Genomic DNA, 25,658 nt, shown 5'->3' on the forward strand with positions numbered 1-25,658 from the left:
TGACCGACAAGACACCCCCTAGGACGTCGCCGGGTCGCGGCACCCGAGGTTCCCGCCCGCCGCGCCCGTACGACTCCGACTGCGACACCGCCGGACGTGTCCCCGCCCGTCCGGCGCTCAGTCGTACCCGGTGAAGGCCCCGACAAGCAGCCCGCGCTGACGGCCCCGAGCAGGCAGCCCGCGAGCTGACGGCACCGTCAAGCAGCCCGCGCGGTGTCAGGCGATCACGCCCGCGCTCCTCAGCTCCTTCATCTCCGCCTCCGTCACCCCGAGCCCGGTGAGCACCTCGTCCGTGTCCTGTCCGAGGGCCGGGATCCGGTCCATCCGGGGCTCCGGCGCGTCCGGGAACACGATCGGCGGCAGCAGTGCCCGCAGCGGCCCGACCGGTGACCCCACCTCCCGCCAGCGGTCCCGCGCCGTCAGCTGAGGATGCTCCGCGAGCTCCGCGACCGAGTTGAGCCGGGCGCAGGCGATGCCCGCCGCGTCGAGCCGGGCCAGCGCCTCCGGCGCCGTCAGCGGGGCGAGCGCCTCCGCGACCACCGCGTCCGTCGCCGCGCGTCCTGCCACCCGTGCCGCGTTCGTCGCGAACGCCGGGGCGTGGGCGAGTTCCGGGCGTCCGATGACCTGCTCGGCAAGCCGCCGCCACTCCCGGTCGTTCTGCACGGAGAGCAGCACCAGGCCCCCGTCCGCCGTCGGATAGGCGTCGTACGGCGCGATCACCGCGTGCGCGAGCCCCGTACGCGCCGGGGGCGTGCCTCCATGCATCCTGTGGTGCAACGGATGCCCCATCCACTCGGCGAGGGAGTCGAGCAGGGAGACCTCCACCGCCCCGCCCCGGCCGGTCGTCCCGCGCCGTACGAGCGCGGCGAGAACGCCGGAGAAGGCGTACATGCCGGCCGCGATGTCGGCCGCCGGGATCCCCGACTTGACCGGCTGCTCCGGCGTACCGGTCACGGACACCAGGCCCGCCTCGCACTGGACGAGCATGTCGTACGCCCGCCTGTGCGCGTACGGGCCCGCCGCCCCGTACCCCGAGACGTCCACCGCGATCAGCCGCGGGTGCGCGGCGCACAGGGTGGCGGCGTCGAGGCCGAGCCTGGCAGCGGCCCCCTGGGCCAGGTTCTGGACGAAGACGTCCGCGCCGGCCACCATCCGCCGGGCGAGGGCGAGGCCGCGGGGGTCCTTGAGGTCGACCGCCACGGACTCCTTGCCCCGGTTGCACCACACGAAATGGGAGGCGAGGCCCCGGGCGGCCGTGTCGTACCCCCGGGCGAAGTCCCCGCCGTCGGGGCGCTCGATCTTGACGACGCGGGCGCCGAGGTCGGCGAGCTGCCGGGTGGCGAAGGGGGCGGCGACGGCCTGCTCGACGGCGACGACCGTGATCCCTTCGAGGGGGAGTGGCTGAGTGCTCATGGAAGCCCTGCCTACCCTGCGGGAGCGGTCCTTGTCACCGGGACGTGCGTCACGGGGACGTGTGTCACGGGGGCCGGGTCAGCCCCGGGCGTAACGGCGTACCGCGAGCGGCGCGAAGAGGGCGAGCAGGGCGAGCGACCAGAGCAGCGCCCCCGCGACCGGGTGGGCCACCGGCCAGGCCGCGTCCGCCGGTACGGGCGCGTTGCCGAAGAGGAGCCGTACCGCCGTGGTGACCGCCGAGATCGGGTTCCACTCGGCGACCGTGCGCAGCCACTCCGGCATGTTGTCCGTCGGGATGTACGCGTTGGACAGCAGCGGCAGCATGAACGTGGCGCTGCCGAGCTGCCCCGCCGCCTCCTCGCTCTTCGAGGCCAGGCCGAGCAGGATGCCCACCCAGGTCGTGGCGAAGCGGAAGAGCAGCAGCAGACCGAGGGCGCCCAGGGCCTCCAGGGCCGTTCCCTCGATGCGCCAGCCCATGGCGAGGCCGACCAGGAGCAGCGGGACCGTGCCGACGGCGCTGGTCACCAGATCGGCGAGCGCCTGCCCGAGGGGGACGGCGGCCCGGCTCACGGGCATGGTCCGGAAGCGGTCCATGACGCCCCGGTGGGCGTCCTGGGCGGCCTGGAACATGCCGGTCATGAGGCCGCCCGCGGCGGTCGCCACGAGCAGCCCCGGCACCAGTTGGGAGCGGTACTCGGCGCCCGGCATGGCGAGCGCGCTGCCGAACACGTACCCGAAGAACAGCAGGAACACGATCGGCATCGTCTGGGTCATGACGGTGATCGCGGGCGCGTGCCGGACGCGCTGGAGGTGACGGCCGAGGACGGCCGTCCCGTCGTGGACGAGGGCGCTCACGCGACGAGCTCCTTCCGGTCGGTGAGGCGCAGGAACACCTCGTCGAGAGTGGGCGGACGCAGGGAGGCGTCGATGATGAGGACTCCGGCGGCGTCGAGTTCACGGACGATCCGGGGGAGGGTGAGGGTGGTGTCCGTGGTCACCGCGCCGGCCGTGCCGCGCTCGGCGTCCAGGGCGGGGGCCGAGCCGGTCAGCTGGTCGAGGACGGCCGCGGCCGCGCCGAGGGAGGCGGGGTCGGCGACGACGACCTCGGCGTAGCTGCCGACGAGCGCCTTGAGTTCGGCCGGGGTGCCGCGCTGGGCGGCCCGTCCCTCGTCGATCAGGACGATGTCGTCCGCGAGCTGGTCGGCCTCCTCCAGGTACTGCGTGGTCAGCAGCACCGTCGTGCCCCGGGACGCCAGCTCCCGTACGGCGTCCCAGATCCCGTTGCGGCTGTGCGGGTCGAGCCCGGTCGTCGGCTCGTCGAGGAAGAGGACCCGCGGCGGTACGAGCAGGCTCGCCGCCAGGTCGAGCCGGCGCCGCATGCCGCCGGAGTACGTGCGGGCGGGCCGTCCTGCGGCGGCGGTGAGGCCGAACTGCTCCAGGAGTTCGTCGGCGCGGGCGCGGGGGGCGCGCAGGAGGCGGGCGAAGAGCCGCAGGTTCTCGGCGCCGGTGAGATCGCCGTCGACCGAGGCGTACTGCCCGGTGACGGCGATGCGCTTCCGCACCCCCGCCGGGTCGCGCACCACGTCGTACCCCGCGACCCGCGCGCTCCCGGCGTCGGGCGTGACGAGGGTGGTCAGGACGCGGACGGCGGTGGTCTTGCCCGCGCCGTTGGGGCCGAGGACGCCGCAGACGGAGCCCTCGGGAACGGCGAGATCGAGGCCGCGGAGCGCATGGACCTCGCCGTAACGCTTCTGCAGACCTTCACTAAGTACGGCGTACGTAGTTGTCATGATGTGACCGTACCGCACTCCGTACGGTGTACGTAACTAGGATGGGGGGCGAGGTGATGATCCATGACGGGCCGAACGGCCGAACCGGAAGTGATCTGGGCGCGCCCCGAGCGCGCGGGCCGAGGCCCGAAACCGGCGTACAGCCGGCGGGACATCGTGGACGCCGCCGTCCGCATCGCCGACACGGACGGCATCGACGCGGTCTCCATGCGCCGCGTCGCCGGCGAACTCGGCTGCGGTACCATGTCGCTCTACAACTACGTCCCCCGCAAGGAGGACCTCTACGAGCTGATGGTCGACGCGGTCAGCGGCGAGTACACGTACCCCGAGAAACCCAGCGGCGACTGGCGCGCCGACATGACCGCGATCGCCCACCAGGGCCGCGCGATCATGTACCGGCACCCCTGGCTCGCCCGGGTGATGACCACCGCCTACGGGTTCAGCCCCAACGCCCTCCGCTTCCTGGAGTGGTGCCTGAGCTGTCTCGAGCCCCTGGACGCCCCCGCCGGACTGAAGATGCAGCTGATCGCCATGGTCAACGGCACGGTCATGGTGACCGTCGCCAACGAGCAGGCCATTGCCGAGCGGGCCCGCGGCCTGCCCTGGTCCGAGGAGGAGGAGCAGGCGGTGCGCGGCGCCTATCTCGCGGGGCAGGTGGCGAGCGGACGGTACCCCCACCTCGCCCGGCTGCTCGCCGAGTCCCCCGCCCCCGTCGACGCGGACGAGATCTTCGCCCTGGGCATCGCCCGCCTCCTCGACTCGTTCGCACCCCCTGTCACAGGAGCATGAACTGCCCCTCCGGCCCCTCCTCCTGATGGTCCAGGACGGACGCGGGACGGCGGGATCCCGGCGGCGGGGGAAGCACCCCCGCCGCCCTCAGCTCCTCCCGGCCGGTCGCCCCCGCCGCGAAGGCGGCCCGCTCCGGCTCCCGGGCGCCGAGCAGCGCGAGAACCGTGATCAGGTCGAGCAGCTCCGACGTCCACTCCTGCGGCCAGGCCGCGGGACCGATCGCCTCCAGGGAACCGGGCTCGACCGGTGCGGTCCGGTGCGCGAACCACTGCTCAAGGACCCGCGCCCCGCCCACCCGGAACTCCCAGGCCTCCTCCGGTACGGGCGAGATCCGGCCCCCGTCCAGACACAGCGTCTCGTCCCCGGCCTCGTACGTCACCGTCGCCGGCCGTGCCGGGACCGCCGCCCGCACATAGGGGCGGCGCCCGCCCGGCAGTCGCGGCTTCGTCCCGCTCAGGGCGCCCCGTGCCTGCACGTCGAGGAGGTCCCGGCCGAGCGCCACGCCCGCCGCCCACACCTCCCGGTCCGCGGGGAGCGGTACACGGCACCCGGCGGGGGAGGGCCCGGCCGCCGCCACGGTCCACGCGAGCCACTCCAGGGCGTCGACCTCGTGCCCGTACCGTTCCCCGAGGAAGGCGAGGAGACCGGGCGCGACATTGGGCTCCCGGCCCCCGGGGCGCCGGAACAGCGGGCGGATACGGCCCGGCCGGCCCGCGGGGGAGCGGCCCTCGGGCAGCGCGGCCGTCACCAGGAGGGCGGGCCCCACCGCCCCCGGTACGTATCCCTGCTCGACTGCGAACAGCTGGGGATCCCCGGCGACCCGCCACAGCTCCGGCCGGGCGGTGTCGATCAGCCGGTGGTCGGGCAGCAGCCACTGCTCGTCGAACGGACCCCGCGCGACCCGTACGGGCTCCGGGCACGGCCCCGACTCGCGGGCCCAGCGCACGGTCCCGGTCCGCTGCCCGGGCAGCGCGGCCACCGCGCTCGCCGGGGTCCGCGCCCGGCTCGGCCGGAACAGGGCTTCCCGTTCGGCGCCCTCCGCCGCCACCAGGCGGTCCCAGCGGGACCGCAGCGTCCGCGCGTCCGGCGCCACGATCCACGAGCGGCCGAAACGCAGCGGCGCGACGGACCACGGCATGAGTTCGTCGAGGAGGGGCAGGTCGTCGTCGTTCGCTCCGGGGGCTTCCGTCACGCCCCGCATGCTAACGACCGCGGTGGGGCCTGGGCCGCCCCATGGGGTTACTGGGCTTCCACCGTCACCGCGAAGGAAGCCGGCTCGACTCAAGGGGGCTACTGGGCTTCCACCGTCACCGCGAAGGAAGCCGGCTCGACTCAAGGGGGCTACTGGGCTTCCACCGTCACCGTGAAGGAGAAGCGGTCGCCGCGGTAGCGGATGCGCGCCACGTCGACGACCCTGCCGTCCTCGGCATAGGTCACGCCGGTGTAGTGGAGGATCGGCGAGAGGAGCGGGACCTCGAGCAGAGCCGCCGTCTCCGGATCGGCGAGGCGGGCCTCGACCGTGTCCGTGATGCGGCTGATCCGCACCCCGACGACATCCCGCAGCACCTTCGTCATCGGCCAGCGCTCCAGATCGGCCGGGTCGATCGCGGCGGCGAGCCCGGGGAGCACCGCGTTCTCCGCCCAGTTCGTCGGCTCGCCGCTCTCCCCGTCGCGGCGCAGCCGCCGGTACGCCACGACCTCCGTCACGTCCGGGAAGTACTCCGCGAGCTCACCCGGCACCGGCGCGGTGCCGTGCCCGAGGACCGTCGTCCGCTCGCCCGACTGCTGGGCCACGATCGCGTCGATCGAGCCGAGCAGCCGGCGCGGGGTGGAGCGCCGGGCGCCCGGCTCGATGAAGGTGCCGCGCCGGCGGTGCCGGCTGATCAGGCCCTCCTCCTCGAGTTCCTTGAGGGCCTGGCGCATCGTGAGCACGCTCACGCCGTAGTGGGCGGCGAGCTGCTCCTCGGTGGGCAGCCGCAGCGAGGCGTCGGGCGTGCGCCCCAGTATCGAGGCGCGCAGCGACTGCGAGACCTGATACCAGAGCGGCAGCTTGCGGTTCAGGACCAGCGAGTCGGGAGCGAAGGCGGTCACGGGTTCTCCGTACGAAGGCTACGGGCTTACGGCCGAGACACTACGGCCGGAAGTGGCGCTCAAGACCCTGCCATACGTCGTCGTACCCCTTCTGCAGATGGTCGGCGTTCGCGGCCTGCGGGGTCGCCGTCACCGGCCAGCGGGTCTCGAACATGAAGGCCAGGCCGTCGTCGATCTTCTGCGGCTTCAGCTCCGCGGCGCTGGCCTTGTCGAAGGTCTCCCGGTCGGGGCCGTGCGCGGACATCATGTTGTGCAGCGAACCGCCGCCCGGCACGAAACCGCCCTTCCCGGCCGTCTTGGCGTCGTACGCGCCCTCGATCAGGCCCATGTACTCGCTCATCACGTTCCGGTGGAAGTACGGCGGACGGAAGGTGTCCTCACCGACCAGCCAGCGCGGGGCGAACACCACGAAGTCCACGCTCGCGAGCCCCGGGGTGTCGGAGGGCGAGGTGAGGACCGTGAAGATCGACGGGTCGGGGTGGTCGTACGAGATCGTCCCGATGACATTGAAACGGTGCAGGTCGTAGACGTACGGCGTGTGGTTGCCGTGCCAGGCGACGACGTCCAGCGGGGAGTGGCCGTACGTCGCCGACCAGAGGTTGCCGCAGTACTTGTTGACCACCTCGACCGGACCCTCGACGTCCTCGTAGGCGGCGACCGGGGCCCGGAAGTCGCGGGCGTTGGCGAGGCCGTTGGCGCCGATCGGGCCGAGGTCGGGGAGCTGGAACGGGGCGCCGTAGTTCTCGCAGACGTACCCGCGGGCACTCTCCTCGAGAAGTTCCACGCGGAAGCGGACCCCGCGCGGGATCAGTGCGACCTCACCGGGGTGGGCGGCGAGCAGGCCGAACTCGGTGCGCAGGAGGAGGCCGCCGCGTTCGGGGACGATCAGGAGCTCGCCGTCGGCGTCGCCGAAGACCCGCTCCATGGAGGCGTTGGCGTGGTACAGGTGCACGGCCATGCCGGTGCGCTGGGTCGCGTCGCCGTTGCCGCCGAGGGTCCACAGGCCGGCGAGCCAGTCGGTGCCCGGCGCGGGCTCGGGCAGCGGGTCCCAGCGCAGCCGGTTCGGGTCGGGCACGGTCTCGGTGAAGGGGGCGCCTCGCAGGGCGCCGTTGTCGGTCCGGGTGAACGGCGGATGCGCGGCCGAGGGGCGGATCCGGTACAGCCAGGAACGGCGGTTGTGAGCCCGCGGCTCGGTGAAGGCGCTGCCGCTGAGCTGCTCGGCGTAGAGGCCGAGAGGTGCCCGCTGCGGCGAGTTACGGCCGTGCGGCAGCGCGCCCGGGACCGCCTCCGAGCTGTGCTCGTTGCCGAAACCGGTGCTGTAGCTGAGCGCCTCGGCCGTCTTCCTGGCCTGCTCCGTGGTCATCGCCCGCTCCTGTCCTGAGCCCACAAGGGAATCCTATGGATGACCGTAGGATTCCGCGAGGCTCCCGTCAACGGGGCACGGGGAGAAGGGGCCGCCGATCGCCGTGTACGGATCTCTGCGCGAGGGGGTCAGAAAAGATGAACAATGCTCTACTCTCACGCGCATGTGCTGGACCCGAAGGTTCGTCCTCGCGCTCTCGGTCGTGCTCGCGGCGCTCGCCGCGGCCCTGCTCACCGCCCCCGGGGCCCAGGCCCACGAGGAGCGGCCCGTCACCTTCCCCGACGGCTCCGGCAGCGTGCCGAAGCTCCGCACCGGAGAACCCGACCTCGTCGTCTGCAAGACCGACAGGACCGAGTTCGAACGCCGGATCTCCGCCTTCCCCGCCCCGCTCAAGGCCCGCAACCTCGCCCTCCACGAGCGCTGTGTCCGGGACGGCTACCGTCACATCCAGCAGGCCGTCGACGCCGTCGACCGCCCCGGCCTCACCATCGCGATCCTCCCCGGCCTCTACGAGGAGGAGCCCTCACTGCCCCCGCCCACCGGGGCCTGCGCCACCCTCAGGGCCCCGAAGTCCGCGCTCGGCTACCAGATCCTCAGTTACGAGCAGCAGCGGCAATGCCCCCACAACCAGAACCTCGTCGCCATCCTCGGCAAGAAGAACCTCCAGATCGAAGGCACCGGAGCCTCCCGGCTCGACGTCGTCGTCGACGCCAAGTACCAGAAGCTCAACGCCCTCCGCGCCGACGGCTCCGACGGCGTCTACTTCCGCAACTTCACCGCCCAGCGCACCACGTTCAACTCGCTGTACGTGCTCGCCGCCGACGGCTTCGTCATCGACGACGTCCTCACCCGCTGGAACGACGAGTACGGCTTCCTCACCTTCGCCTCCGACCACGGCCTCTACAAGAACTGCGAGTCCTACGGCAACGGCGACTCCGGCATCTACCCCGGCTCTGCCTCCGACATCAACAACGGCCGCGGCTACGACGTCCCCCGCTACTCCATCGAGATCACCGGCTGCCGCAGCCACCACAACATGGTCGGCTACTCCGGAACCGCCGGAGACTCCGTCTGGGTCCACGACAACGAGTTCGACCACAACATGGGCGGCGCCTCCATGGACTCGGCCTTCCCCGGCCACCCCGGACTCCCGCAGAACCACGCGAAGTTCGAACGGAACCTGATCCACGACAACAACCAGAACTACTACCCGTACGTCGCCGACGGCACTTGCGCCAAGCCGCCCGTAGAACGCGGCTACGAGAACGGCGTCGTCTGCCCCCAGATCTCCATGCCCCCCGGCACCGGCATCATCACCGCGGGCGGCAACTGGAACCTGTACGAGGACAACTGGGTCTACGGTCACCAGCGTGCCGCCTTCTACCTGAGCGCCGTCCCCGCCTTCATCCGCGGCGAATCCGCCTGGGGCAAGCAGACCGACACCTCCCACCACAACCGTTACGCCGCCAACCACCTCGGCGTCGACCAGGCCGGAACCCCCCGCCCCAACCGCAGCGACGTCTGGTGGGACGGCCAGGGCAGCGGCAACTGCTGGCAGACCGACACCGGCGCCGCCACGCCCGGCGCCCTGCCCGGCTGCGGCGCCCAGCGCGGCGAGGTCTCCGGGAACACCGACCGACTCGTCGGCGAACCCGTCAAACTCGCCCAGCTCCTCGTCTGCGCCGACTACGACGTCCAGGCGCGCCGCCTCCCCGCCGGCTGCGACTGGTACGGCGCCCGCGGCCTCCAGCGCGTCGAGACCCAACTCGCCCTCGGCAGCGCCCTCGTGCTCGCCCTGGCCGGCCTCGCCCTCTGGTGGCGCCGCCTGCGCCACAGCCGACTCGCCGGCGCGGCCACCCTCATCGGCCTCACCGGCCTGGCCCTCGACGTGGCCGGCTCGACCCTCGCCCTCACCCCGACCGCCGTCCCGGCGCTCGCGCTGCTTCTCACCGGGGTCGGGTGGACCCTCCTCGGGCTCACGCTGCGCCCCGGCCGCCCCGTCCTCGCCTGGACCACCGTGACCCTCGGCGCCCTCACCCTGCTCGACGCCTTCGACAAGGCGGTCCTCATGATCCCCGGCATCCCCCTGAGCCCCGCCTGGCTCCGCCTCCTGCTCGGCGTCGTCTGGGTGCTGTGGGCGGTGGCGGCAGCGGGAACCCGACCCCCGGAAACCGCCGACCGGCCCCCGGCCTCCGGCCCCGCCCCGGCCTCCGGCCCCGCCCCGGCCTCCGGCCAGGCCTCGACCTCCCGGCAGGCCTCGGCCTCGGCCTCCGGAGAGACCCCGGTCTCGGGACAGAACCAGACCTCCCGACACGACCCGGCCCCCGGCGGTGCGGACGCGGGCTCTGGTTTCGGGCGCGGTGAGGCACGGCTGCTCGGCGAGGAACGGCCGCGTGGGGAGGGGACGGTGTGACGCGCCAGAACGGGGCCACGCCCCTCCTCACCCGGATACGGAGACGTTCCCGGAAGCCCCTCGGCACCCCGACGGCGTCCTGGGCGCTGATCCCGGCCGTACTCATGGCCGTAGCCATGGCGGTGGCGGGCTGTGGCGGCCGGGCCACCACCCATCACAAACCCGGCACCAGCCATCAGGAGGCCACCGGCAGTAGCGGCACCCTGTTGTCGGCCCGTGACGAAGGCGGGCACCGGCTCCGGGAGCTTCCGGCAGCGGACGCGCCCACCGTCAGGGCCGTGGCCCGTCCGGACAGCGAGGGCGGCTGGAACGTCCACCTCACGGTGGAGAGGTTCCGTTTCACCCCCGAAAGCACCGGCGGCGCGGCCCTCCCGGGCCGTGGCCATGCCCGCCTCCTGGTCGACGGCCGTGAGACGGGCCGCCTGTACGGCCCCTGGGCGTATGTACCGGCGGGCGTCCGCACCCTGACCGTCCGGCTCCACGCGGACGACCACACGGTCTGGGCCGCCGCCGGCACCCCCGTCCAGACCACCGTCCGTCTGGACGGCACCCCCGCCTCCTCGTTCCCCGCCCCCTCTTCCGCCGCTGCCTCGACATCCGCTCCCGCGACGTCCGCCCCGTCGACGCCCCCCTCCTCCGTGCCCGCGAGCCGCCGCCCGACCGTGCCCCGTCCACCCGACCCCGGCCGTACCGTCACCCTCACCGTGACCGGAACGACCGTCTCACCACCCCCTTCCCGCATCGAGTTGAAGAAGGGCGACCGTCTCACCCTCCGTGTCACCAGCGACCGCGCCGACACCCTCCATGTGCACGGCTACGACCGCGAACTGCCCCTCTCTCCCGGAACACCCGCCACCCTCACCCTGACCGCGGACCGCACCGGCCTCTTCGAGGTGGAGACCCACGAGTCCGGACTCGTGCTGACCCAACTCGTCGTCCGATGACCGGCATCCACGCCCACGCCGCCCAGGCCCCCGCGCTCGGCCTTCCGCTCGCCCACGGCGTGGGCTCCCGGCACGACCTCCCCCTCTCGCCCTTCTACGCCTACGCGGGCGCCTTCGCCGCGCTCCTCGTCTCCTTCCTCGCCCTCGGGCTGCTCTGGTCCTCCTCCCGCTTCCGTGGCGACCAGGCGGGACGCCCGCTCCCCGCCGCCCTCCAACGGGCCGCCGACGCCCCCGCCACCCGTACCGCGCTCCGCCTCGTCGGCGCCGCCGCCGCTCTCGTCTTCCTGCTCCACCTCCTTCTCGGCCCGGACGACCCGGACCGCAACCCCGCGCCCGGCGCCCTCTACGTCCTGCTCTGGGTCGGACTCGTCCCCGCCTCCCTCCTCCTCGGCCCCGTCTGGCGCCTCCTCAACCCCCTGCGTGCCCTGCTCGCCCTGCACCCGCCCCGGAACCCCCGCCCCGTGCCTGCCGCACTCGGCATCCGCCCGGCCGCCGTCGGCCTGTTCCTCTTCACCTGGCTCGAACTCGTCGCCCCTGACAACACCTTCTCCTCCACGCTTCTGATCGCCCTGACCGTCCACACCGGCGTCCAGCTCCTCGGCGCCGCCCGCCACGGCGACCGGTGGTTCGCCCACGCCGACCCCTTCGAGGTGTACTCCTCCCTTCTCGCCCGGCTCTCCCCGCTCGGCCGCCGTACCGACGGCCGACTGGTCCTGCGCTCTCCCTTCCACGGCCTCGACGCCACCCCGCAGACCCCTGGCCTCGTCGCCACCGTCTGTGTCCTCCTCGGCTCCACCGCCTACGACGGCCTCTCCGACAACCCCCGCTGGATCACCACCCTCCAGACCTCACCCCTCGGGCCGACCTCCACCGCCACGCTCGGCCTCCTCGCCGCCGTCGCCCTCGCCGCCGCCTGCTACGGACTCTGCGCCGGCGCCCTCCGCCTGATGAACCCCGTCCTCACCACTCCGCTCACCTCCTTCGCCCACTCGCTCCTGCCCATCGCCCTGGGCTATCTGACAGCCCACTACTTCTCGCTCCTCGTCACCGAAGGACCACGCACAGTCATCATGGCAGGGGGCACTGACAACGCCCTCGCACCCGCCTCTTTCCTGGGGCCCGCGGGCCTCGCGACGCTTCAGGTCGGCGCGATCGTCACCGGCCACGTCCTCGGTGTCATCGCCGCCCACGACCGGTCCGTGCGCCTCTTCCCGCCCCATCGCGCCGTCGCCGGCCAACTCCCCCTGTTCGCGCTGATGATCGCGTACACCCTCGGTGGCATCGGCCTGCTGATCGCCTGAACCCGCCGGGCGTCCGGCGCTCGCCTTCCTCGGCCCTCCCGCCCAGGCACTCGCCCCCGTCCGTCGCCCGACTCCGACCGGAGCGGCATCATGGTCCCCGTGCCCCAGACCCGCCCCCACACCCCGCCGGCCCTCCGCCGCGCACCGGTGCAGCAGCGCAGCGCCGAGCGGCTCGCCCGGATCCTCGACGCCTGTGCCGCGCTCCTCGACGAGACCGGCTACGAGCAGCTGAGCACCCGAGCCGTCGCCGGCCGTGCCGGAGTCCCCATCGGCTCCGTCTACCGCTTCTTCGGCAACAAGCGGGCGATGGTCGCCGCCCTCGCCCACCGCAACCTCGACGAGTACGCCCGGCGGGTCTCCGACCGTCTCGTCGAGGCACCGCTCCTCGACGCGTACGGGGCCATCGACGGCGTCCTGGACGAGTTCATCGCGATGAAGCGGACCGTCCCCGGTTTCGCGCTCGTCGACTTCGGGGTCCCCGCCACCGCACCCGGCGAAAGTGCGGGCGACGGCGACGGCATCGGCGACGGCTCGGGCGCCGTCGAGGACCCCAACCGGCTGGTGGCCGAACGGATCTGCGCTCTCCTCGCCACCCATCTGAACCGTCCCGCCGACGACGACCTGCGGCGGAAGGTCCTGGTCGGCGTCGAGACCGCCGACGCCCTTGTCCGGCTCGCCTTCCGTGCGGACCCCGCCGGCGACCCGGCGCTGATCGCCGAGACCCGTCACGTGCTCCACGCCTACCTGGCGCCCTCGCTCTCGTAACCACCCGCAGACCCCTCCCGTACGTGCCTACCGGTCGGTATGCTCGGCCACCCGACGCCGCTCCAGGGAGACGCCATGTCCACCGTCCCGCGCATCTGCCCCCTCTGTGAAGCGACCTGCGGACTGACCCTCACGATCGAGGGGACCCGCGTCACCGGAGCGCGCGGCGACCGCGACGACGTCTTCAGTCAGGGGTTCATCTGCCCCAAGGGGGTGGCGTTTCCCGAGGTCGACGCCGATCCGGACCGGCTCCGCGGCCCCCTCGTCCGCAAGGACGGGCGCCTCCAGGAGGCCACCTGGGAGGAGGCGTTCGACACGATCGCCGCCGGAATCCGTCCGATCATCGAGGAGTACGGGCCGGACGCCGTGGGTATCGTCCTGGGCAACCCCAATGTGCACACGATCGCCGGCGCCCTCTACCCGCCCCTGCTGCTCGGCGCGCTGCGCACCCGGAACCTCTTCACGGCGTCCACGCTCGACCAGATGCCCAAGCACGTCTCCAGCGGCCTGCTGTTCGGAGACCCCTTCGCCGTCCCCGTGCCGGACCTGGACCGCACCGATCACCTGCTGATCCTCGGAGCCAACCCGTTCGACTCCAACGGAAGTCTGTGCACGGCCCCCGACTTCCCCGGCAGGCTCAAGGCGCTGCGACGGCGCGGCGGCACCCTTACCGTCGTCGACCCCCGGCGGACCCGCACCGCACGGCTCGCCGACCGGCACGTCGCGATCCGCCCCGGCGCCGACGCACTCCTGCTCGCCGCGCTCGTCCACACCCTCTTCGAGGAGGGCCTCACCGACCTCGGCCCGCTCGCCGCCCAGGTGGAGGGCGTCGAGGAGGTACAGGCAGCGGTACGGGAGTTCAGCCCCGAGGCGGTCGCCGCCGCCTGTGACGTGGACGCGGACACCATCCGCGCCCTCGCCCGAGAACTCGCCGCCGCCCCCACCGCCGCCGTCTACGGGCGGATGGGCAGCTCGACCGTGGAGTACGGCACCCTCGGCAACTGGCTCGTCGACGTCCTCAACATCCTCACCGGCAACCTCGACCGGCCCGGCGGCGCCCTCTTCCCGCTCTCCGCAACCGCGCCCGCCCCGCGCCCCGCCGGGCCGGGCAGGGGCTTCGCCCTCGGGCGCCGCCACAGCAGGGTCTCCCACCACCCCGAGGTGAAGGGCGAGTTGCCGCTGGTCGCGCTCGCCGAGGAGATCGAGACACCGGGGGAGGGGCGCATCCGCGCGGTGATCACCATCGCCGCCAACCCCGTCCTCTCCGCGCCCGACGGGGACCGCCTCGACGCGGCCCTCGGCTCCCTCGACCTCATGGTCGCCGTCGACCCGTACCTCAACGAGACCACCCGCCACGCCGACGTCCTGCTGCCCCCGCCGCCCCCTTCCCGCAGCGCCCACTTCGACTTCGCCTTCAACGGCTTCGCCGTACGCAACCAGGTCCGCTACACCCCGGCGGCCGTCCCCCTCGAAGCGGACCGCATGGACGAGTGCGAGATCCACGCCCGGCTGATCCTCGCCGTCTCCGGCGCGGGCGAAGCCGGGGGCCCGGGGGAGGGCGGCCTCCCGCCGTCCGCCGTCGACCAGCTCGCCATCGACACCACCCTCGCCAAGGCCGTGACGCAGGAGCACTCGCCGGCGTACGGCGCCGACCCCCAGGAGTTCGCCGCCCGGCTCACCGGGGAGACCGGGGCCGAGCGCCGGCTCGACATGATGCTGCGCCTCGGCCCGTACGGGCTCACCCTCGACGAGCTGCGCGCCCACCCGCACGGCATCGACCTCGGCCCCCTGAAGCCGCGTCTTCACCAGGTCCTGAAGACCCGCAGCGGACGGATCGAACTGTTCCCCGCCCCCGTCGCCGCCGACCTGCCCCGGCTGCGCGCCGGACTCGACGCCGTACCCGACCCGGGCGCCCTCCGGCTCGTCGGGCGCCGCCACCTGCGCTCGAACAACAGCTGGCTGCACAACACCCCCGCGCTCGGCGGGGGTTCGAACCGCTGCACCCTCCAGGTGCATCCCGAGGACGCGGCCCGGTTGCGACTGGCCGACGGCGGCCGGGCCAGGGTCAAGGGTGAGGGCGGTGAGCTCGAGGTGCCGGTCGAGGTGACCGACGGGGTCCGCCCCGGAGTGGTGAGCCTCCCGCACGGCTGGGGCCACGACCGGCCGGGCACCCGGCTGTCCGTGGCGTCCGCACGCCCCGGCGTCAACGTCAATCAGCTGCTCGACGGCTCTCGGCTCGACCCCCTGTCGGGTACGGCCGTGCTGAACGGCTTCCCCGTCGAGGTATCACCCCTGCCGTGACGGCCGTCCTGCGCTCCCCGGTCCTGACCTGGGGTTTTGCTCGTATTGCTCACGCGTCAACATCTTGTTAACGGCAGAAGAGGGCACCTACCGTCATCCGGACCGCCGCTCGGCGGCAGTTCAACGGTGAACGTGAGGTGCCCTCCATGCTGACCGTCCTCGGCTTCGCCATGATCGCGACCTTCCTGGTCCTGATCATGATGAAAAGGATGTCGCCGATCGCGGCGCTCGTGCTGATCCCCGCACTCTTCTGCGTCGCGGTCGGGCAGGGGGCCCAGCTCGGCGACTACGTCATCGAAGGCGTCGGCAAGCTGGCGCCGACCGCCGCGATGCTGATGTTCGCCATCGTCTACTTCGGCGTCATGATCGACGTCGGCCTCTTCGACCCGATCGTCCGGGGCATCCTGCGCTTCTGCAAGGCGGACCCCGTACGGGTCGTCGTGGGTACCGCGGTGCTCGCCGCGATCGTCTCCCTGGACGGCGACGGCTCCACCACCTTCATGATCACCGTCTCGGCGATGTACCCGCTCTACAAGCGGCTCGGCATGAGCCTCGTGGTCATGACGGGTGTCGCCGCCACCGCCAACGGCGTCATGAACACCCTGCCCTGGGGCGGCCCCACGGCCCGGGCCGCGACCGCGCTGAAGCTGGACGCCGCCGACATCTTCGTACCGATGATCCCCGCGCTCGGCATGGGCCTGCTCTTCGTCTTCGCCCTCGCGTATGTCCTCGGACGCCGCGAGCGCAAGCGCATCGGCTACCTCACGCTCGACGAGGTCCTGGTGCCCGAGAAGGAGACCGAGACGGTGCTCGTCGCGGTGGGCGGCGGTGGCGTGGACCTCACCAAGAAGGCGGCGGGCGGCTCCGGCGACACGCCGGGCGCGACCACGCCCTCGGGCACGGGCGACGGCTTCCAGGGCCTCGACCCGCACCGTGCGACGCTCCGCCCCCGGCTGTACTGGTTCAACGCCGGTCTGACGCTCGCGCTGCTGACCGCGATGATCCTCGAACTGCTGCCGATCCCGGTGCTGTTCCTCCTCGGCGCCGCGCTCGCGCTCACCGTCAACTACCCGAAGATGGACGAGCAGAAGGCCCGCATCGCCGCCCACGCCGACAACGTCCTCAACGTCGCAGGCATGGTCTTCGCCGCCGCCGTCTTCACCGGGGTCCTGACCGGTACGGGCATGGTCAAGCACATGGCCGACTGGCTCGTCGGCGCCATCCCGGAGGGCATGGGCCCGCACATGGCTCTGGTGACCGGTGTGCTCAGCCTCCCGCTCACCTACTTCATGTCGAACGACGGCTTCTACTTCGGTGTGCTGCCGGTGCTCGCCGAGGCGGGCGCCGCCCACGGCGTGTCCCCCCTGGAGATCGCGCGTGCCTCGCTGGTCGGGCAGGCCCTGCACATGTCGAGCCCGCTGGTCCCCGCCGTGTACGTCCTCGTCGGCATGGCGAAGGTGGAGTTCGGCGACCACACCCGGTTCACGGTGAAGTGGGCCGCGCTGACCTCCCTCGTGGTGCTCGGGGCGGGTCTCCTCTTCGGGATCATCTGAGGGCCCGGTGGCCTGAGGGGTTCGGGGCGGTCTGGGCCGGACGGGGGAAACAGAGGGTGGCGACGCGCATGTCGCCACCCTCCGTGTCGGTTTCATGACTGATAGTCGGACTATCGGTTGAAATGTCCGACGACATCCTTCCCGGAGGAACCTCATGTCCGTTCGTCTCGCCCGGCCCCTGACCGCCGCCGCGGCCGCTCTCACCCTCAGTGGTCTCGCCTTCTCGGGCGCACCCGCCGCGTTCGCCGCCCCTGGTGACGACGGCGACGTCAAGATCCACCACGCCGGGCGCCCCGACGAGTCGCCGCGCACGTGGCCGACCGACCAGCGCAACGAGCCCAAGGTCTGCACCTTCTACGTCGCCGCACTCGGCTTCGACGGGCTCCCGCTGCTCAACTGGTCGATCGCGCCGCAGCCCCCGAAGGGCGGCGCGGTCAGAACCGGTGCGATCACCATCGACGCCGCGGGCAACGGGCTCACCCCGGACATCGAACTCCCCGACGGCATGTACAAGATCGAATGGACCTGGCCGACCCAGCAGGGCGCCAAGAAGAGCAAGGTCTTCAAGGTCGACTGCGACCACGTCAAGCCGCCGCACGGCAGCAACGGCGGCAACGGCAACGGTGGCAACGGCGGCCACCACAAGCCCCCGCACGGCCCGGTCGGCGCCGGTGGCGGCGGCAGCGCGGAGATCGCGGCTGAGGACTCCTCCGCCTTCGGCGTCGGGGCGGCCGTCGCCGCCGGTCTCGCCGGTACGGCCGGACTGGTCATGATCCGCCGCTCGCGCCGCCGCAACGATGGCGCCGCGTAGGTCCTCCCGCCTCACGCGCAGGCGTCGGCGCCTGTTCCGGCTCGCCAGGACCGTGACGGTCACCGTGGTCCTGGTGACCGGCGGAGTCTGGTGGGCCGGCGACGAGGAACCGGCCGGTCCGGCGCTCGCCGCCGGCCCGGCCGCTCCCGGCGGGCCCGGGCCGGCCGGAGCGCCGGCCGCTCTGGACCACAAGGCGCGGACCGCGCCCCCGCCGAAGGTCACCCCGCCGCCCCGGCCGGCGCCCCCGCCCGCACCGCTGGCCCGTTCGCGCCCGACCACCGTCGCCGTCCCGGCGATCACCATCGAGGCGCCCGTGATCGAGCTGGGTCTCGACGCGGCGGGGCGGCTCGCCACACCGCCGGTCGACAACCCCCAGGTCGTCGGCTGGTACGCGAAAGGCGCCACGCCGGGTGAGCGGGGGACCGCCGTCGTCGTCGGTCACCGCGACACCCGCACCGGGCCCGCGGTGTTCCTGAACCTCGACTCGCTCAGCCCCGGCAACACCATCCGGGTCGCCCGCGCCGACGGCAAGGTCGCCGTCTTCACGGTCGACCGCATCCGTACGTACACCAAGGCGGAGTTCCCCGACAAGGAGGTGTACGGCGCCACCGGGCGGCCCGAACTGCGGCTGCTGACCTGTGGTGGAGCCTTCGACCGGAAGACGGGCTACGAGGCGAACATCGTCGTTTTCGCCCACCTGACCGACATCGCCCAGAAGATCTGACCGGAGGGCCGCCGGGAGTTCCGTACCGAAGCTCGTCCGGCCACCGGTCCGACGGATCCCAGCCGCTCCGTCGGCCCCGCCCCTCCCCGCCGCGTCCGGCGGGCCCGCCCTCCGGCGTGCCCGCCGGGCGCGGTGGCGTGTGCGCGTTCCTGTCCAGGAGCCGGGGGCCAGATCCCGGGCCCGGTGGCTGTCCGGTCCCGCCGTGGACAGTGCCGCGCCGGGGCGGCACGATCGGTCCGGTACTGAGACCGGGGGCACGTTCCGGGACCCTGGCGCCACAAAACTAACGGCGCTAGTTTGGGTCGGTGCCGCCGAACCGGTCGGCCGGGTGAGGAGAGGGAAGCGCATGAAGGCCCACGACGCGCACGACGCGATGTACATCGGCGGGGAGTGGCGCCCCGCGTCAGGCCCCGACAGGATCGCCGTCATCAACCCGGCGGACGAACAGGCCATCGGACACGTACCGGCCGGCACGGCCGAGGACGTCGACGCCGCCGTACGCGCCGCCCGGGCCGCGCTGCCCGGCTGGGCCGCGACCCCGCCCGCCGAGCGCGGCGCCCGTATCGCCGCCCTGCGCGACGCGCTCGCCGCCCGCGCGGAGGAGATCGCCGCCACCGTCACCGCCGAACTCGGCGCGCCGCCGCAGCTCGCCGCCGCCGTCCACGCCGGACTGCCGATCGCCGTGGCCGGCTCGTACGCCGAACTGGCCGCCACCCACCCCTTCGAGGAGAAGGTCGGCAACTCGACCGTCTACTCCGAGCCGGTCGGTGTCGTCGCGGCGATCACCCCCTGGAACTACCCGCTCCACCAGATCGTCGCCAAGGTCGCCCCGGCTCTCGCCGCCGGCTGCACCACCGTCCTCAAGCCCGCCGAGGACACCCCGCTCACCGCTCAGCTCTTCGCCGAGGCCGCGCACGAGGCGGGCCTGCCCGCCGGTGTGTTCAACCTGGTCACCGGGCTCGGCCCGGTCGCGGGACAGGCCCTCGCCGAGCACCCGGACGTGGACCTCGTCTCGTTCACCGGCTCCACCGCCGTCGGCCGCCGCATCGGGGCCCTCGCCGGCGGGGCCGTCAAGCGGGTCGCCCTCGAACTCGGCGGGAAGTCCGCCAACGTGATCCTGCCGAGCGCCGACCTCCCCAAGGCCGTCGCCGTAGGCATCGCCAACGTGATGTCCAACTCCGGCCAGACGTGCAGCGCCTGGACCCGGATGCTGATCCCCGCCGACCGGTACGAGGAGGCGGTGGCGCTCGCCGCCGAAGCCGTCGCCAAGTACGTCCCCGGCGAGCGCGTCGGCCCGCTCGTCAACGCCAAGCAGCAGCAGCGCGTCCGCGGCTACATCGAGAAGGGCGTCGAGGAGGGCGCCCGGCTCGTCGCGGGCGGCCCCGAGGCCCCGCGCGAGACCGGCTACTACGTCTCCCCGACCGTCTTCGCCGACGTCACCCCGGAGATGACCATCGCCCAGGAGGAGATCTTCGGGCCGGTCGTCTCCCTCATCCGGTACGAGGACGAGGCCGACGCGCTCGCCATCGCCAACGGCACCGTCTACGGCCTCGCCGGAGCCGTCTGGGGCGAGCCCGAGGAGGCCGTGGCCTTCGCCCGCCGCATGGAGACCGGCCAGGTCGACATCAACGGCGGCCGGTTCAACCCGCTGGCCCCCTTCGGCGGGTACAAGCAGTCCGGCGTCGGCAGGGAACTCGGCGCGCACGGCCTCTCCGAGTACCTCCAGACCAAGTCCCTCCAGTTCTGAGCCCCGAGGAGCACCACACGTGAGCGTGATCCGCGCCGCAGTCCTGCCCGCCGTCGGCTCTCCGCTGGAGATCACCGGCATCGAGCTCCCGGAGCCCGGCCCCGGCCAGGTCCGGGTCCGGCTCGCCGCCGCCGGCGTCTGTCACTCCGACCTGTCCCTCTCCGACGGCACCATGCGCCTGCCGGTCCCCGCCGTCCTCGGCCACGAGGGCGCCGGCACCGTCGTCTCCGTCGGTGAGGGCGTCACCCATGTCGCCCCCGGGGACGGCGTCGTCCTCAACTGGGCGCCGTCCTGCGGACACTGTCACCCGTGCGCGCTCGGGGAGGTCTGGCTCTGCGCCGACGCCCTGGCCGGCGCCGCGAACGTCCACGCCCGCACCGAGGACGGCACGGAGCTCCACCCGGGGCTCAACGTCGGCGCCTTCGCCGAGGAGACGGTCGTCGCCGCGAAGTGCGTCCTGCCCGTCCCCGACGGCGTCCCGCTCACCGACGCGGCCCTGCTCGGCTGCGCCGTCCTCACCGGCTGGGGCGCGGTCCACCACTCCGCCCGGGTCCGCGAGGGCGAGAGCGTCGCGGTCTTCGGCGTCGGCGGGGTGGGCCTCGCCACCCTCCAGGCCGCCCGGATCGCGGGAGCGTCCACGATCGTCGCCGTCGACGTCTCCCCGGAGAAGGAGGCCCTCGCGCGGGCGGCGGGAGCCACCGAGTACGTCGTCGCCTCCGAGACCACCGCGAGGGAGATCCGGAAGCTGACGGGCGGCCAGGGCGTCGACGTCGCCGTCGAGTGCGTGGGCCGCGCCGTCACCATCCGCACCGCCTGGGACTCCACCCGGCGCGGCGGCCGCACCACGGTCGTCGGCATCGGCGGCAAGGACCAGCAGGTCACCTTCAACGCCCTGGAGATCTTCCACTGGGGCCGCACCCTCTCCGGCTGCGTCTACGGCAACTCGAACCCGGCCGAGGACCTGCCGGTCCTCGCCGAGCACATCAGGGCCGGCCGGTTCGACCTCGGCGCCCTCGTCACCGAGCGGATCACCCTGGATGGCATCCCCGGCGCCTTCGACAACATGCTCGCGGGCAAGGGCGGCCGCGCCCTGGTGGTCTTCGACTGACAGCACGCGAGCAGGCCCGTACCGGCGGATCAGCCGCAGCCGGTACGGGCCTGTGCGCCTGCGTCTCAGAGGTCCAGGACGAGCCGGGGGCCGCACGCGCGGCCCACGCAGAGCATCATCGTCGTACCCGAGGCCTTCTCCTCGTCGCTGAGGACGGAGTCGTGGTGCTCGGGCGTCCCGGCGATCACCTTCGTCTCACAGGTGCCGCACCAGCCCTCCTCACAGGAGTACGCGACACCCGGCACCACCTCGCGCACGGCGTCGAGCAGCGTCCGTCCGGGCTCCACGCGCAGAGTCCGTCCGGTCCGCCGCAGCTCGACCTCGAACGCGCCCGACGGCGTGGCCACCTCGGAGGGCGCCGCACCGAACCGTTCCGTGTGCAGAGGCCCGGGCCACCGCTCCTCCACCGCCCGGAGCAGCCCCTCGGGGCCACAGCAGTAGACGGCCGTCTCCGCGGACAGTCCGCCGAGGACACCGTCCAGGTCGAGCGGCCCGGCCGTGTCCTGGGGGACGAGCGTGACTCCCCGGAGCCCGGCGAGCTCCTCGCGGTACGCCATGGAGGCGAGGCTCCGTCCGCCGTACAGCAGTGACCACGATCCCGCCGGAAGGGAGCGGATCATCGGCAGGAGCGGTGTGATGCCGATGCCGCCGGCGATGAACAGATACCGCTCGGCGGGCACCAGCGGGAAGCGGTTGAACGGGCCCCGCACCCCGAGGACCGTGCCCTCCCCGACGGCCGTGTGGATCTCCTCGGAGCCTCCCCGGCCGGCCGGCTCGCGCAGCACCCCGAGCCGGTACGTGCTCCGGTCCGCCGGGTCGCCGCACAGAGAGTAGTGCCGGACCGTCCCGGACGGCAGCGTCACCTCCAGGTGCGCGCCGGGCTCCCACGGGGCGAGCTCCGCGCCCGCGGGGTCGGCGAGCAGCAGCCCCAGGACACCCTCGGCCTCCCGGACGGCCGACCGGACCGTCAGCATGGACATGGCATCACCTCGTAGTTCGTGACGGCGGCAGCAGCGGCTCCGGCCACACCCGGCACAGTGCCCCGTACAGCGCCGCCGCGACCAGGAAGGAGGCCGGCAGGCTCAGGTCGACACCGTCCGTCAGGCCGGTCAACGGCCCCGTGTAGAGCGGGTTGTTGACCCACAGCACCCCGACGACGGAGCCGGCCGCGAAGGCGGCGGCGGCCCGGGGGTTGATCCCGCCGTTGTACCAGTACCGGCCGCCCCCTCCGGTGGTGAAGGCGCGCAGCGCCTCCGCGTCGTACCGGCCCCGGTGGAGCACGTACCCGACGGAGAGCACGGCGGCCCACGGGGCGACGACCGTGAGCAGCAGCGTCACGAACGCCGACATCGCGTCCATGGCGTCGTACACCACCGCCCCGAGATAGAGCACCGCCGCCGCGAGGAGCGCGACCACCGTGGTCACGGCCGCCCGTGAGGAGCGCCAGAAGACCGAGTTGGCGGAGAGCCCGGCCGCGTACAGACAGAGCCCCGCCTGCGGCAGGGTGCCCGCGAAGCCGAAGAGCACGACGGCCACGGCGAACCAGCCGGGCACCGCGTCCGTCAGGCCCTGGAGCCACGGCTCGTCGGGGACGGGGAAGAGCGTCGTCACGTACGCGCCGGTGAGCAGCGCGGCGAGACTGCTGAGGAACATGGAGATCCCGCTGGCCCGCACGACCCGGCCGGTCGGCGTGGACGCGGGCATGAAGCGGGTGTAGTCGCCCTGGAAGGTCGCGTACGACAGGGGCACGGTGGCGGACGCGGTCGCCGCGAGCAGCCAGGTGTGGAAGGCGCTGTCGAGGGCGAGCGCCCCGCCGGCGTACCCCGCGTCGAAGTCCGGGGCGAGGACGAGCACGGTGGCGAGGAGGACCGCGCCGCCGGTGACCGCGGTCACCTTGTAGGTGCGTACCAGTGCCTCGTGGCCGCGTACGGCGACCAGCGCGACCGCCGCCGCCGTCACGAACATGGCGACGGTCAGCGCGCCGGGCCCCGTGGGGGTGGAGAGGAGACGGTGTCCCGCGACCATGACGGCGGTGCCGCCCGTCCACACGGCGATCGCGAAGAAGCCGAGCGCGGTCACCACGGTGAGGACGTTGCCGACGATCCTGCCCCGCACGCCGAAGTGCGCCCCGCTCGCCACCGGGTCGTTGGCGCCGGTACGGACGCCGAACCGGGCAAGCGGCGCGAGGAGCACCGTGCCGACGGCGACGCCCACGGCGATGGCGCTCGCGGAGGCCCACCAGCCGAGGCCGAAGACGACGGGCAGCGCGCCGAGGACGACCGTGCCGAAGGAGAACTGCGCGGAGGGCCAGATCCACCCGAAGTCGCCGGGTGCCGAGGTGCGTTCGGCCTCGGGGAGCGGGGCGATGCCGTCGTGGCCGGCCCCCGCACGGGGCGGCGTCACGACGGACACCGCCCCGGTCGGTGTGGTGGTCATGGAGCGCCCCCGGCCGTGCTCCGCCCGGAGGGCTGACGGTCCCCGGCCGCGCTCCGGTCGGTGGGCCGCCCGTCTCCGGCCTGCCCGGCGGGCCGGCCGTCCCCGGTCGGTCCCTGGCCGGAGAGCTCGCCGTCCCCGGAGAGCTCGCCGGGCAGTACGTCGACGACCCGGAGGGCCGCGCAGGCCGCCCCCGACAAGCGCTCCCCGCTCGTCAGGTCGAAGACCGTGTGGTGCAGGGGGCAGGTGATCCGCAGCCTGTCCCCGTCGACCCTGCCGTACTTGAGCCGGCCCCCGCGGTGCGGGCAGACGGCGGCCGCGAGGACCTTGCGGCCGCCGACCTCGACCAGCACGAGCTCCTCGGTCACCTGGCGGACGGTGGGCTCGTCGGAGCTCCGCCGCCCGGCGGGCACGGCCGTCACGCGACCGTCTCCCGCGCCCGGGCGACGGCCGCCTCCGTGGCCGTGCCGACGATGTCGGAGGCCAGCCGGACCCCCGCCCAGATCTTCGCCAGGTCCGGCTCCTCGAGAGCGCGGATCGCCGTACGCATGTGGTTGCTGTGGTACGAGTCGATGTAGAGGTGCTCGGTGTAGTAGGCGTCGTGGCTGATCCCGAGCCGCCGCGCGGCCCGCGCGAAGCTCTGGAAGGCGTACAGCACACTGGTCTCGAAGTACGCGTACGCGCCCAGGAAGTACTGGGGAGAGGGCGCCCGGCTCGCCAGCCAGTGGAACATGTTGACGTACGCGAAGCACTCCGGGACCGTCTCGTCGAGGTAGTCGTCGAGACGGAGGCTCATGCCGAGCTCCGTGAGCAGGTCCCGGTAGAGCTGGGAGTGGGCCTTCTCCTCGTTGCCGCAGCCGAGTTCGTCGATGAGCACCCGGAAGACCGCCATCGCCGAGCGGTACGGCAGCCGGGGCACGACGGGCAGCAGCGACTCGGACTCGGTGAGACCGTCCAGGGCGAACTGCCCCACCACGATCTTGAACTGGTCGAGCGTCGCGTGCTCGGCGAGGAAGGTCGCGCTCTCCGGGATCGCGGCCTCCTCCTCGCCCAGGAACCCCTTGAGCGCCTGGAGCAGTTCGCCGGCCGAGCCGAACGGCGGCGCCGAGGCCTCGTACGCCCGCGCCTTCGGCAGGATCCACCGCTCCTCGATCGCGGCCATCGACCCGTAGTCGCCGAGGTTGGGCACCCGCCGGTAGAGGCTGTGCAGTTCGCGCTGCGCGGTCGCGGCCGGGGCCGTGACCGAGTGCGCGGCCACCGGCACGGACAGGTGGGACGAGGGCGTGCTCATGCCGCCTTCGCCTCCTCGTGCGTGGTGGGGGAGGAGATCACGCCGCGCCGGTGCAGTTCCTTCTTCACCCAGCGGTACCAGTCGTCGCGGAAGACTCCGTACCGCTCGCAGACGGTGTTGATCTCCGCCTGGCGGTCCGGGGTCGGGTCGACCAGCATCGCGTTGCACAGGCCGGGTTCGAGGTTGGCCAGCGGGCCGATGAAGCCCTGGATGCCGCGGGCGTCGACGAGCAGGTTCTCCCAGCCCTCGAAGACCGGGATGCCGGTGCCGGCCTCGGCCATCTTCCGGGTGAAGGCGGCGTCGCCGCTGGACTCCTTGATGCCGACGATCCCGGGGATCTCGCAGATCCGCAGCAGGGTGTCGAACTCGATGCGGTTGCCCGACAGCGCCTCCTCGTTGTAGAGGAAGAGCGGTATGTCGAGGGCCGCGCGGATCGCCCGGTAGTGGTCCACGATCTGGTCCTGCGTCACGTCCGCGCCGAACGGCGTCGTGACGACGACCGCGTCGGCGCCGATCTCGGCGGCCGTGCGGGCCCGGTCGATCACCGATGCGGTGTCGGGGAGCTGGATGCCGGCGAGCACGGGGAGGCCCGCGGCGTGCTTGACGGTGTACGTGACGATGTCCTGCCACTGCCGGGCGTCGAGCTTCCAGCCCTCGCCGGAGGTCAGGGCCGGCATGAGGCCGGAGACCTCGGCCCGGACGTGGTCCAGGAGGCGGGCGACGCTCTGCTCGTCGACGGTGCCGTGCTCGTCGAGGGGGGTGATCAGCGGGACGACGGTCCCGGAGTAGGTGTCAGGCATGAGAGGGGTGCCCTTCGGAAT

General features: G+C 73.0%; 22 protein-coding genes. 11 read left to right on the forward strand and 11 right to left on the reverse strand.

Annotated features, from left to right (window positions below; genetic code table 11):
* Nucleotides 1–216: 216 nt before the first annotated feature.
* The 3 genes from ACFVYX_RS18490 to ACFVYX_RS18500 form a co-directional block, all read right to left on the reverse strand.
* On the reverse strand, nucleotides 217–1,413 hold the full coding sequence (locus tag ACFVYX_RS18490; RefSeq protein WP_389682432.1) for a CaiB/BaiF CoA transferase family protein: 1,197 nt from the start codon (nucleotides 1,411–1,413) through the stop codon (nucleotides 217–219).
* A 78-nt stretch (nucleotides 1,414–1,491) separates the two neighbouring features.
* Nucleotides 1,492–2,268, reverse strand: coding sequence for an ABC transporter permease (locus ACFVYX_RS18495; RefSeq protein WP_389682433.1), 777 nt, complete (start codon nucleotides 2,266–2,268; stop codon nucleotides 1,492–1,494).
* Nucleotides 2,265–3,203, reverse strand: coding sequence for an ATP-binding cassette domain-containing protein (locus ACFVYX_RS18500; RefSeq protein ID WP_389682434.1), 939 nt, complete (start codon nucleotides 3,201–3,203; stop codon nucleotides 2,265–2,267). Before ACFVYX_RS18500 ends, ACFVYX_RS18495 begins: the two co-directional genes overlap by 4 nt.
* A gap of 63 nt (nucleotides 3,204–3,266) precedes the next feature.
* Here ACFVYX_RS18500 and ACFVYX_RS18505 point away from each other — a divergent pair, with 63 nt between their 5' ends.
* Nucleotides 3,267–3,992 (forward strand): TetR/AcrR family transcriptional regulator, encoded by a 726-nt coding sequence (locus ACFVYX_RS18505; protein WP_389682435.1) that lies wholly within the window; start codon nucleotides 3,267–3,269, stop codon nucleotides 3,990–3,992.
* Here ACFVYX_RS18505 and ACFVYX_RS18510 read toward each other — a convergent pair.
* From ACFVYX_RS18510 to hmgA, 3 genes are all read right to left on the reverse strand, one after another.
* On the reverse strand, nucleotides 3,979–5,193 hold the full coding sequence (locus ACFVYX_RS18510) for a type ISP restriction/modification enzyme (protein WP_389682436.1): 1,215 nt from the start codon (nucleotides 5,191–5,193) through the stop codon (nucleotides 3,979–3,981). The two genes, ACFVYX_RS18505 and ACFVYX_RS18510, sit on opposite strands and share 14 nt — an antisense overlap.
* Nucleotides 5,194–5,333: 140 nt before the next feature.
* The gene (locus ACFVYX_RS18515; RefSeq protein WP_389682437.1) at nucleotides 5,334–6,083 is read right to left on the reverse strand and encodes a GntR family transcriptional regulator; all 750 of its coding nucleotides are present in this window, start codon (nucleotides 6,081–6,083) and stop codon (nucleotides 5,334–5,336) included.
* A 40-nt stretch (nucleotides 6,084–6,123) separates the two neighbouring features.
* Entirely contained in the window at nucleotides 6,124–7,446 is a 1,323-nt protein-coding gene (gene hmgA, locus ACFVYX_RS18520) for a homogentisate 1,2-dioxygenase (RefSeq protein WP_389682438.1), read from the reverse strand.
* Between the two features lie 163 nt (nucleotides 7,447–7,609).
* Between hmgA and ACFVYX_RS18525 the strand changes: the two genes are divergently transcribed.
* The 10 genes from ACFVYX_RS18525 (at nucleotide 7,610) to ACFVYX_RS18570 (ending at nucleotide 21,113) form a co-directional block, all read left to right on the forward strand.
* Nucleotides 7,610–9,859, forward strand: coding sequence for a right-handed parallel beta-helix repeat-containing protein (locus ACFVYX_RS18525; protein WP_389682439.1), 2,250 nt, complete (start codon nucleotides 7,610–7,612; stop codon nucleotides 9,857–9,859).
* Nucleotides 9,860–9,963: 104 nt separating this feature from the next.
* Nucleotides 9,964–10,803, forward strand: coding sequence for a hypothetical protein (locus tag ACFVYX_RS18530; protein WP_389682602.1), 840 nt, complete (start codon nucleotides 9,964–9,966; stop codon nucleotides 10,801–10,803).
* A complete protein-coding gene (locus tag ACFVYX_RS18535; RefSeq protein ID WP_389682440.1) occupies nucleotides 10,800–12,104 on the forward strand; it encodes a hypothetical protein in 1,305 nt (434 codons plus the stop codon). Before ACFVYX_RS18530 ends, ACFVYX_RS18535 begins: the two co-directional genes overlap by 4 nt.
* Nucleotides 12,105–12,194: 90 nt before the next feature.
* Nucleotides 12,195–12,869, forward strand: a complete 675-nt coding sequence (locus ACFVYX_RS18540; protein ID WP_389682441.1) for a TetR family transcriptional regulator — start codon at nucleotides 12,195–12,197, stop codon at nucleotides 12,867–12,869.
* A gap of 75 nt (nucleotides 12,870–12,944) precedes the next feature.
* Entirely contained in the window at nucleotides 12,945–15,170 is a 2,226-nt protein-coding gene (locus ACFVYX_RS18545; protein ID WP_389682442.1) for a molybdopterin oxidoreductase family protein, read from the forward strand.
* A 146-nt stretch (nucleotides 15,171–15,316) separates the two neighbouring features.
* On the forward strand, nucleotides 15,317–16,723 hold the full coding sequence (locus ACFVYX_RS18550; RefSeq protein ID WP_389682443.1) for a CitMHS family transporter: 1,407 nt from the start codon (nucleotides 15,317–15,319) through the stop codon (nucleotides 16,721–16,723).
* A 154-nt stretch (nucleotides 16,724–16,877) separates the two neighbouring features.
* Nucleotides 16,878–17,534, forward strand: coding sequence for a hypothetical protein (locus ACFVYX_RS18555; protein ID WP_389682444.1), 657 nt, complete (start codon nucleotides 16,878–16,880; stop codon nucleotides 17,532–17,534).
* Complete coding sequence (locus tag ACFVYX_RS18560) at nucleotides 17,521–18,258, forward strand: class F sortase (RefSeq protein ID WP_389682445.1); 738 nt, start codon at nucleotides 17,521–17,523, stop codon at nucleotides 18,256–18,258. The genes ACFVYX_RS18555 and ACFVYX_RS18560 overlap by 14 nt, the downstream gene beginning before the upstream one ends.
* A gap of 346 nt (nucleotides 18,259–18,604) precedes the next feature.
* Nucleotides 18,605–20,005: an aldehyde dehydrogenase family protein gene (locus ACFVYX_RS18565; RefSeq protein ID WP_389682446.1), complete on the forward strand. Its 1,401-nt coding sequence runs from the start codon at nucleotides 18,605–18,607 to the stop codon at nucleotides 20,003–20,005.
* A 25-nt stretch (nucleotides 20,006–20,030) separates the two neighbouring features.
* Complete coding sequence (locus tag ACFVYX_RS18570) at nucleotides 20,031–21,113, forward strand: Zn-dependent alcohol dehydrogenase (RefSeq protein ID WP_389682603.1); 1,083 nt, start codon at nucleotides 20,031–20,033, stop codon at nucleotides 21,111–21,113.
* Nucleotides 21,114–21,178: 65 nt separating this feature from the next.
* Here ACFVYX_RS18570 and ACFVYX_RS18575 read toward each other — a convergent pair whose 3' ends face one another.
* The 5 genes from ACFVYX_RS18575 to ACFVYX_RS18595 are packed head-to-tail and all read right to left on the reverse strand — an operon-like array spanning nucleotide 21,179 to nucleotide 25,637.
* Nucleotides 21,179–22,093 (reverse strand): PDR/VanB family oxidoreductase, encoded by a 915-nt coding sequence (locus ACFVYX_RS18575; RefSeq protein ID WP_389682447.1) that lies wholly within the window; start codon nucleotides 22,091–22,093, stop codon nucleotides 21,179–21,181.
* 4 nt (nucleotides 22,094–22,097) lie between these two features.
* Nucleotides 22,098–23,549 (reverse strand): purine-cytosine permease family protein, encoded by a 1,452-nt coding sequence (locus ACFVYX_RS18580; RefSeq protein WP_389682448.1) that lies wholly within the window; start codon nucleotides 23,547–23,549, stop codon nucleotides 22,098–22,100.
* On the reverse strand, nucleotides 23,546–23,968 hold the full coding sequence (locus tag ACFVYX_RS18585; protein WP_389682449.1) for a Rieske (2Fe-2S) protein: 423 nt from the start codon (nucleotides 23,966–23,968) through the stop codon (nucleotides 23,546–23,548). Before ACFVYX_RS18585 ends, ACFVYX_RS18580 begins: the two co-directional genes overlap by 4 nt.
* Nucleotides 23,965–24,837: an iron-containing redox enzyme family protein gene (locus tag ACFVYX_RS18590; RefSeq protein WP_389682450.1), complete on the reverse strand. Its 873-nt coding sequence runs from the start codon at nucleotides 24,835–24,837 to the stop codon at nucleotides 23,965–23,967. The genes ACFVYX_RS18585 and ACFVYX_RS18590 overlap by 4 nt, the downstream gene beginning before the upstream one ends.
* Nucleotides 24,834–25,637: a dihydrodipicolinate synthase family protein gene (locus ACFVYX_RS18595; RefSeq protein WP_389682451.1), complete on the reverse strand. Its 804-nt coding sequence runs from the start codon at nucleotides 25,635–25,637 to the stop codon at nucleotides 24,834–24,836. Before ACFVYX_RS18595 ends, ACFVYX_RS18590 begins: the two co-directional genes overlap by 4 nt.
* Nucleotides 25,638–25,658: the final 21 nt, after the last annotated feature.

The sequence above is a fragment of the Streptomyces sp. NPDC058326 genome (genome assembly GCF_042879855.1).
Classification (GTDB): Bacteria; Actinomycetota; Actinomycetes; order Streptomycetales; family Streptomycetaceae; genus Streptomyces.

What these genes read in the sequence shown, in the direction of transcription:
- ACFVYX_RS18490 (WP_389682432.1), bottom strand. Translation starts at nt 1,413, where the DNA reads ATGAGCACTCAGCCACTCCCCCTCGAAGGGATCACGGTCGTCGCCGTC.
- ACFVYX_RS18500 (WP_389682434.1), bottom strand. Translation starts at nt 3,203, where the DNA reads ATGACAACTACGTACGCCGTACTTAGTGAAGGTCTGCAGAAGCGTTAC.
- ACFVYX_RS18505 (WP_389682435.1), top strand. Translation starts at nt 3,267, where the DNA reads ATGACGGGCCGAACGGCCGAACCGGAAGTGATCTGGGCGCGCCCCGAG.
- ACFVYX_RS18510 (WP_389682436.1), bottom strand. Translation starts at nt 5,193, where the DNA reads ATGCGGGGCGTGACGGAAGCCCCCGGAGCGAACGACGACGACCTGCCC.
- hmgA (WP_389682438.1), bottom strand. Translation starts at nt 7,446, where the DNA reads ATGACCACGGAGCAGGCCAGGAAGACGGCCGAGGCGCTCAGCTACAGC.
- ACFVYX_RS18525 (WP_389682439.1), top strand. Translation starts at nt 7,610, where the DNA reads ATGTGCTGGACCCGAAGGTTCGTCCTCGCGCTCTCGGTCGTGCTCGCG.
- ACFVYX_RS18530 (WP_389682602.1), top strand. Translation starts at nt 9,964, where the DNA reads ATGGCCGTAGCCATGGCGGTGGCGGGCTGTGGCGGCCGGGCCACCACC.
- ACFVYX_RS18535 (WP_389682440.1), top strand. Translation starts at nt 10,800, where the DNA reads ATGACCGGCATCCACGCCCACGCCGCCCAGGCCCCCGCGCTCGGCCTT.
- ACFVYX_RS18540 (WP_389682441.1), top strand. Translation starts at nt 12,195, where the DNA reads ATGGTCCCCGTGCCCCAGACCCGCCCCCACACCCCGCCGGCCCTCCGC.
- ACFVYX_RS18545 (WP_389682442.1), top strand. Translation starts at nt 12,945, where the DNA reads ATGTCCACCGTCCCGCGCATCTGCCCCCTCTGTGAAGCGACCTGCGGA.
- ACFVYX_RS18550 (WP_389682443.1), top strand. Translation starts at nt 15,317, where the DNA reads ATGCTGACCGTCCTCGGCTTCGCCATGATCGCGACCTTCCTGGTCCTG.
- ACFVYX_RS18555 (WP_389682444.1), top strand. Translation starts at nt 16,878, where the DNA reads ATGTCCGTTCGTCTCGCCCGGCCCCTGACCGCCGCCGCGGCCGCTCTC.
- ACFVYX_RS18560 (WP_389682445.1), top strand. Translation starts at nt 17,521, where the DNA reads ATGGCGCCGCGTAGGTCCTCCCGCCTCACGCGCAGGCGTCGGCGCCTG.
- ACFVYX_RS18565 (WP_389682446.1), top strand. Translation starts at nt 18,605, where the DNA reads ATGAAGGCCCACGACGCGCACGACGCGATGTACATCGGCGGGGAGTGG.
- ACFVYX_RS18575 (WP_389682447.1), bottom strand. Translation starts at nt 22,093, where the DNA reads ATGTCCATGCTGACGGTCCGGTCGGCCGTCCGGGAGGCCGAGGGTGTC.
- ACFVYX_RS18580 (WP_389682448.1), bottom strand. Translation starts at nt 23,549, where the DNA reads ATGACCACCACACCGACCGGGGCGGTGTCCGTCGTGACGCCGCCCCGT.
- ACFVYX_RS18590 (WP_389682450.1), bottom strand. Translation starts at nt 24,837, where the DNA reads ATGAGCACGCCCTCGTCCCACCTGTCCGTGCCGGTGGCCGCGCACTCG.
- ACFVYX_RS18595 (WP_389682451.1), bottom strand. Translation starts at nt 25,637, where the DNA reads ATGCCTGACACCTACTCCGGGACCGTCGTCCCGCTGATCACCCCCCTC.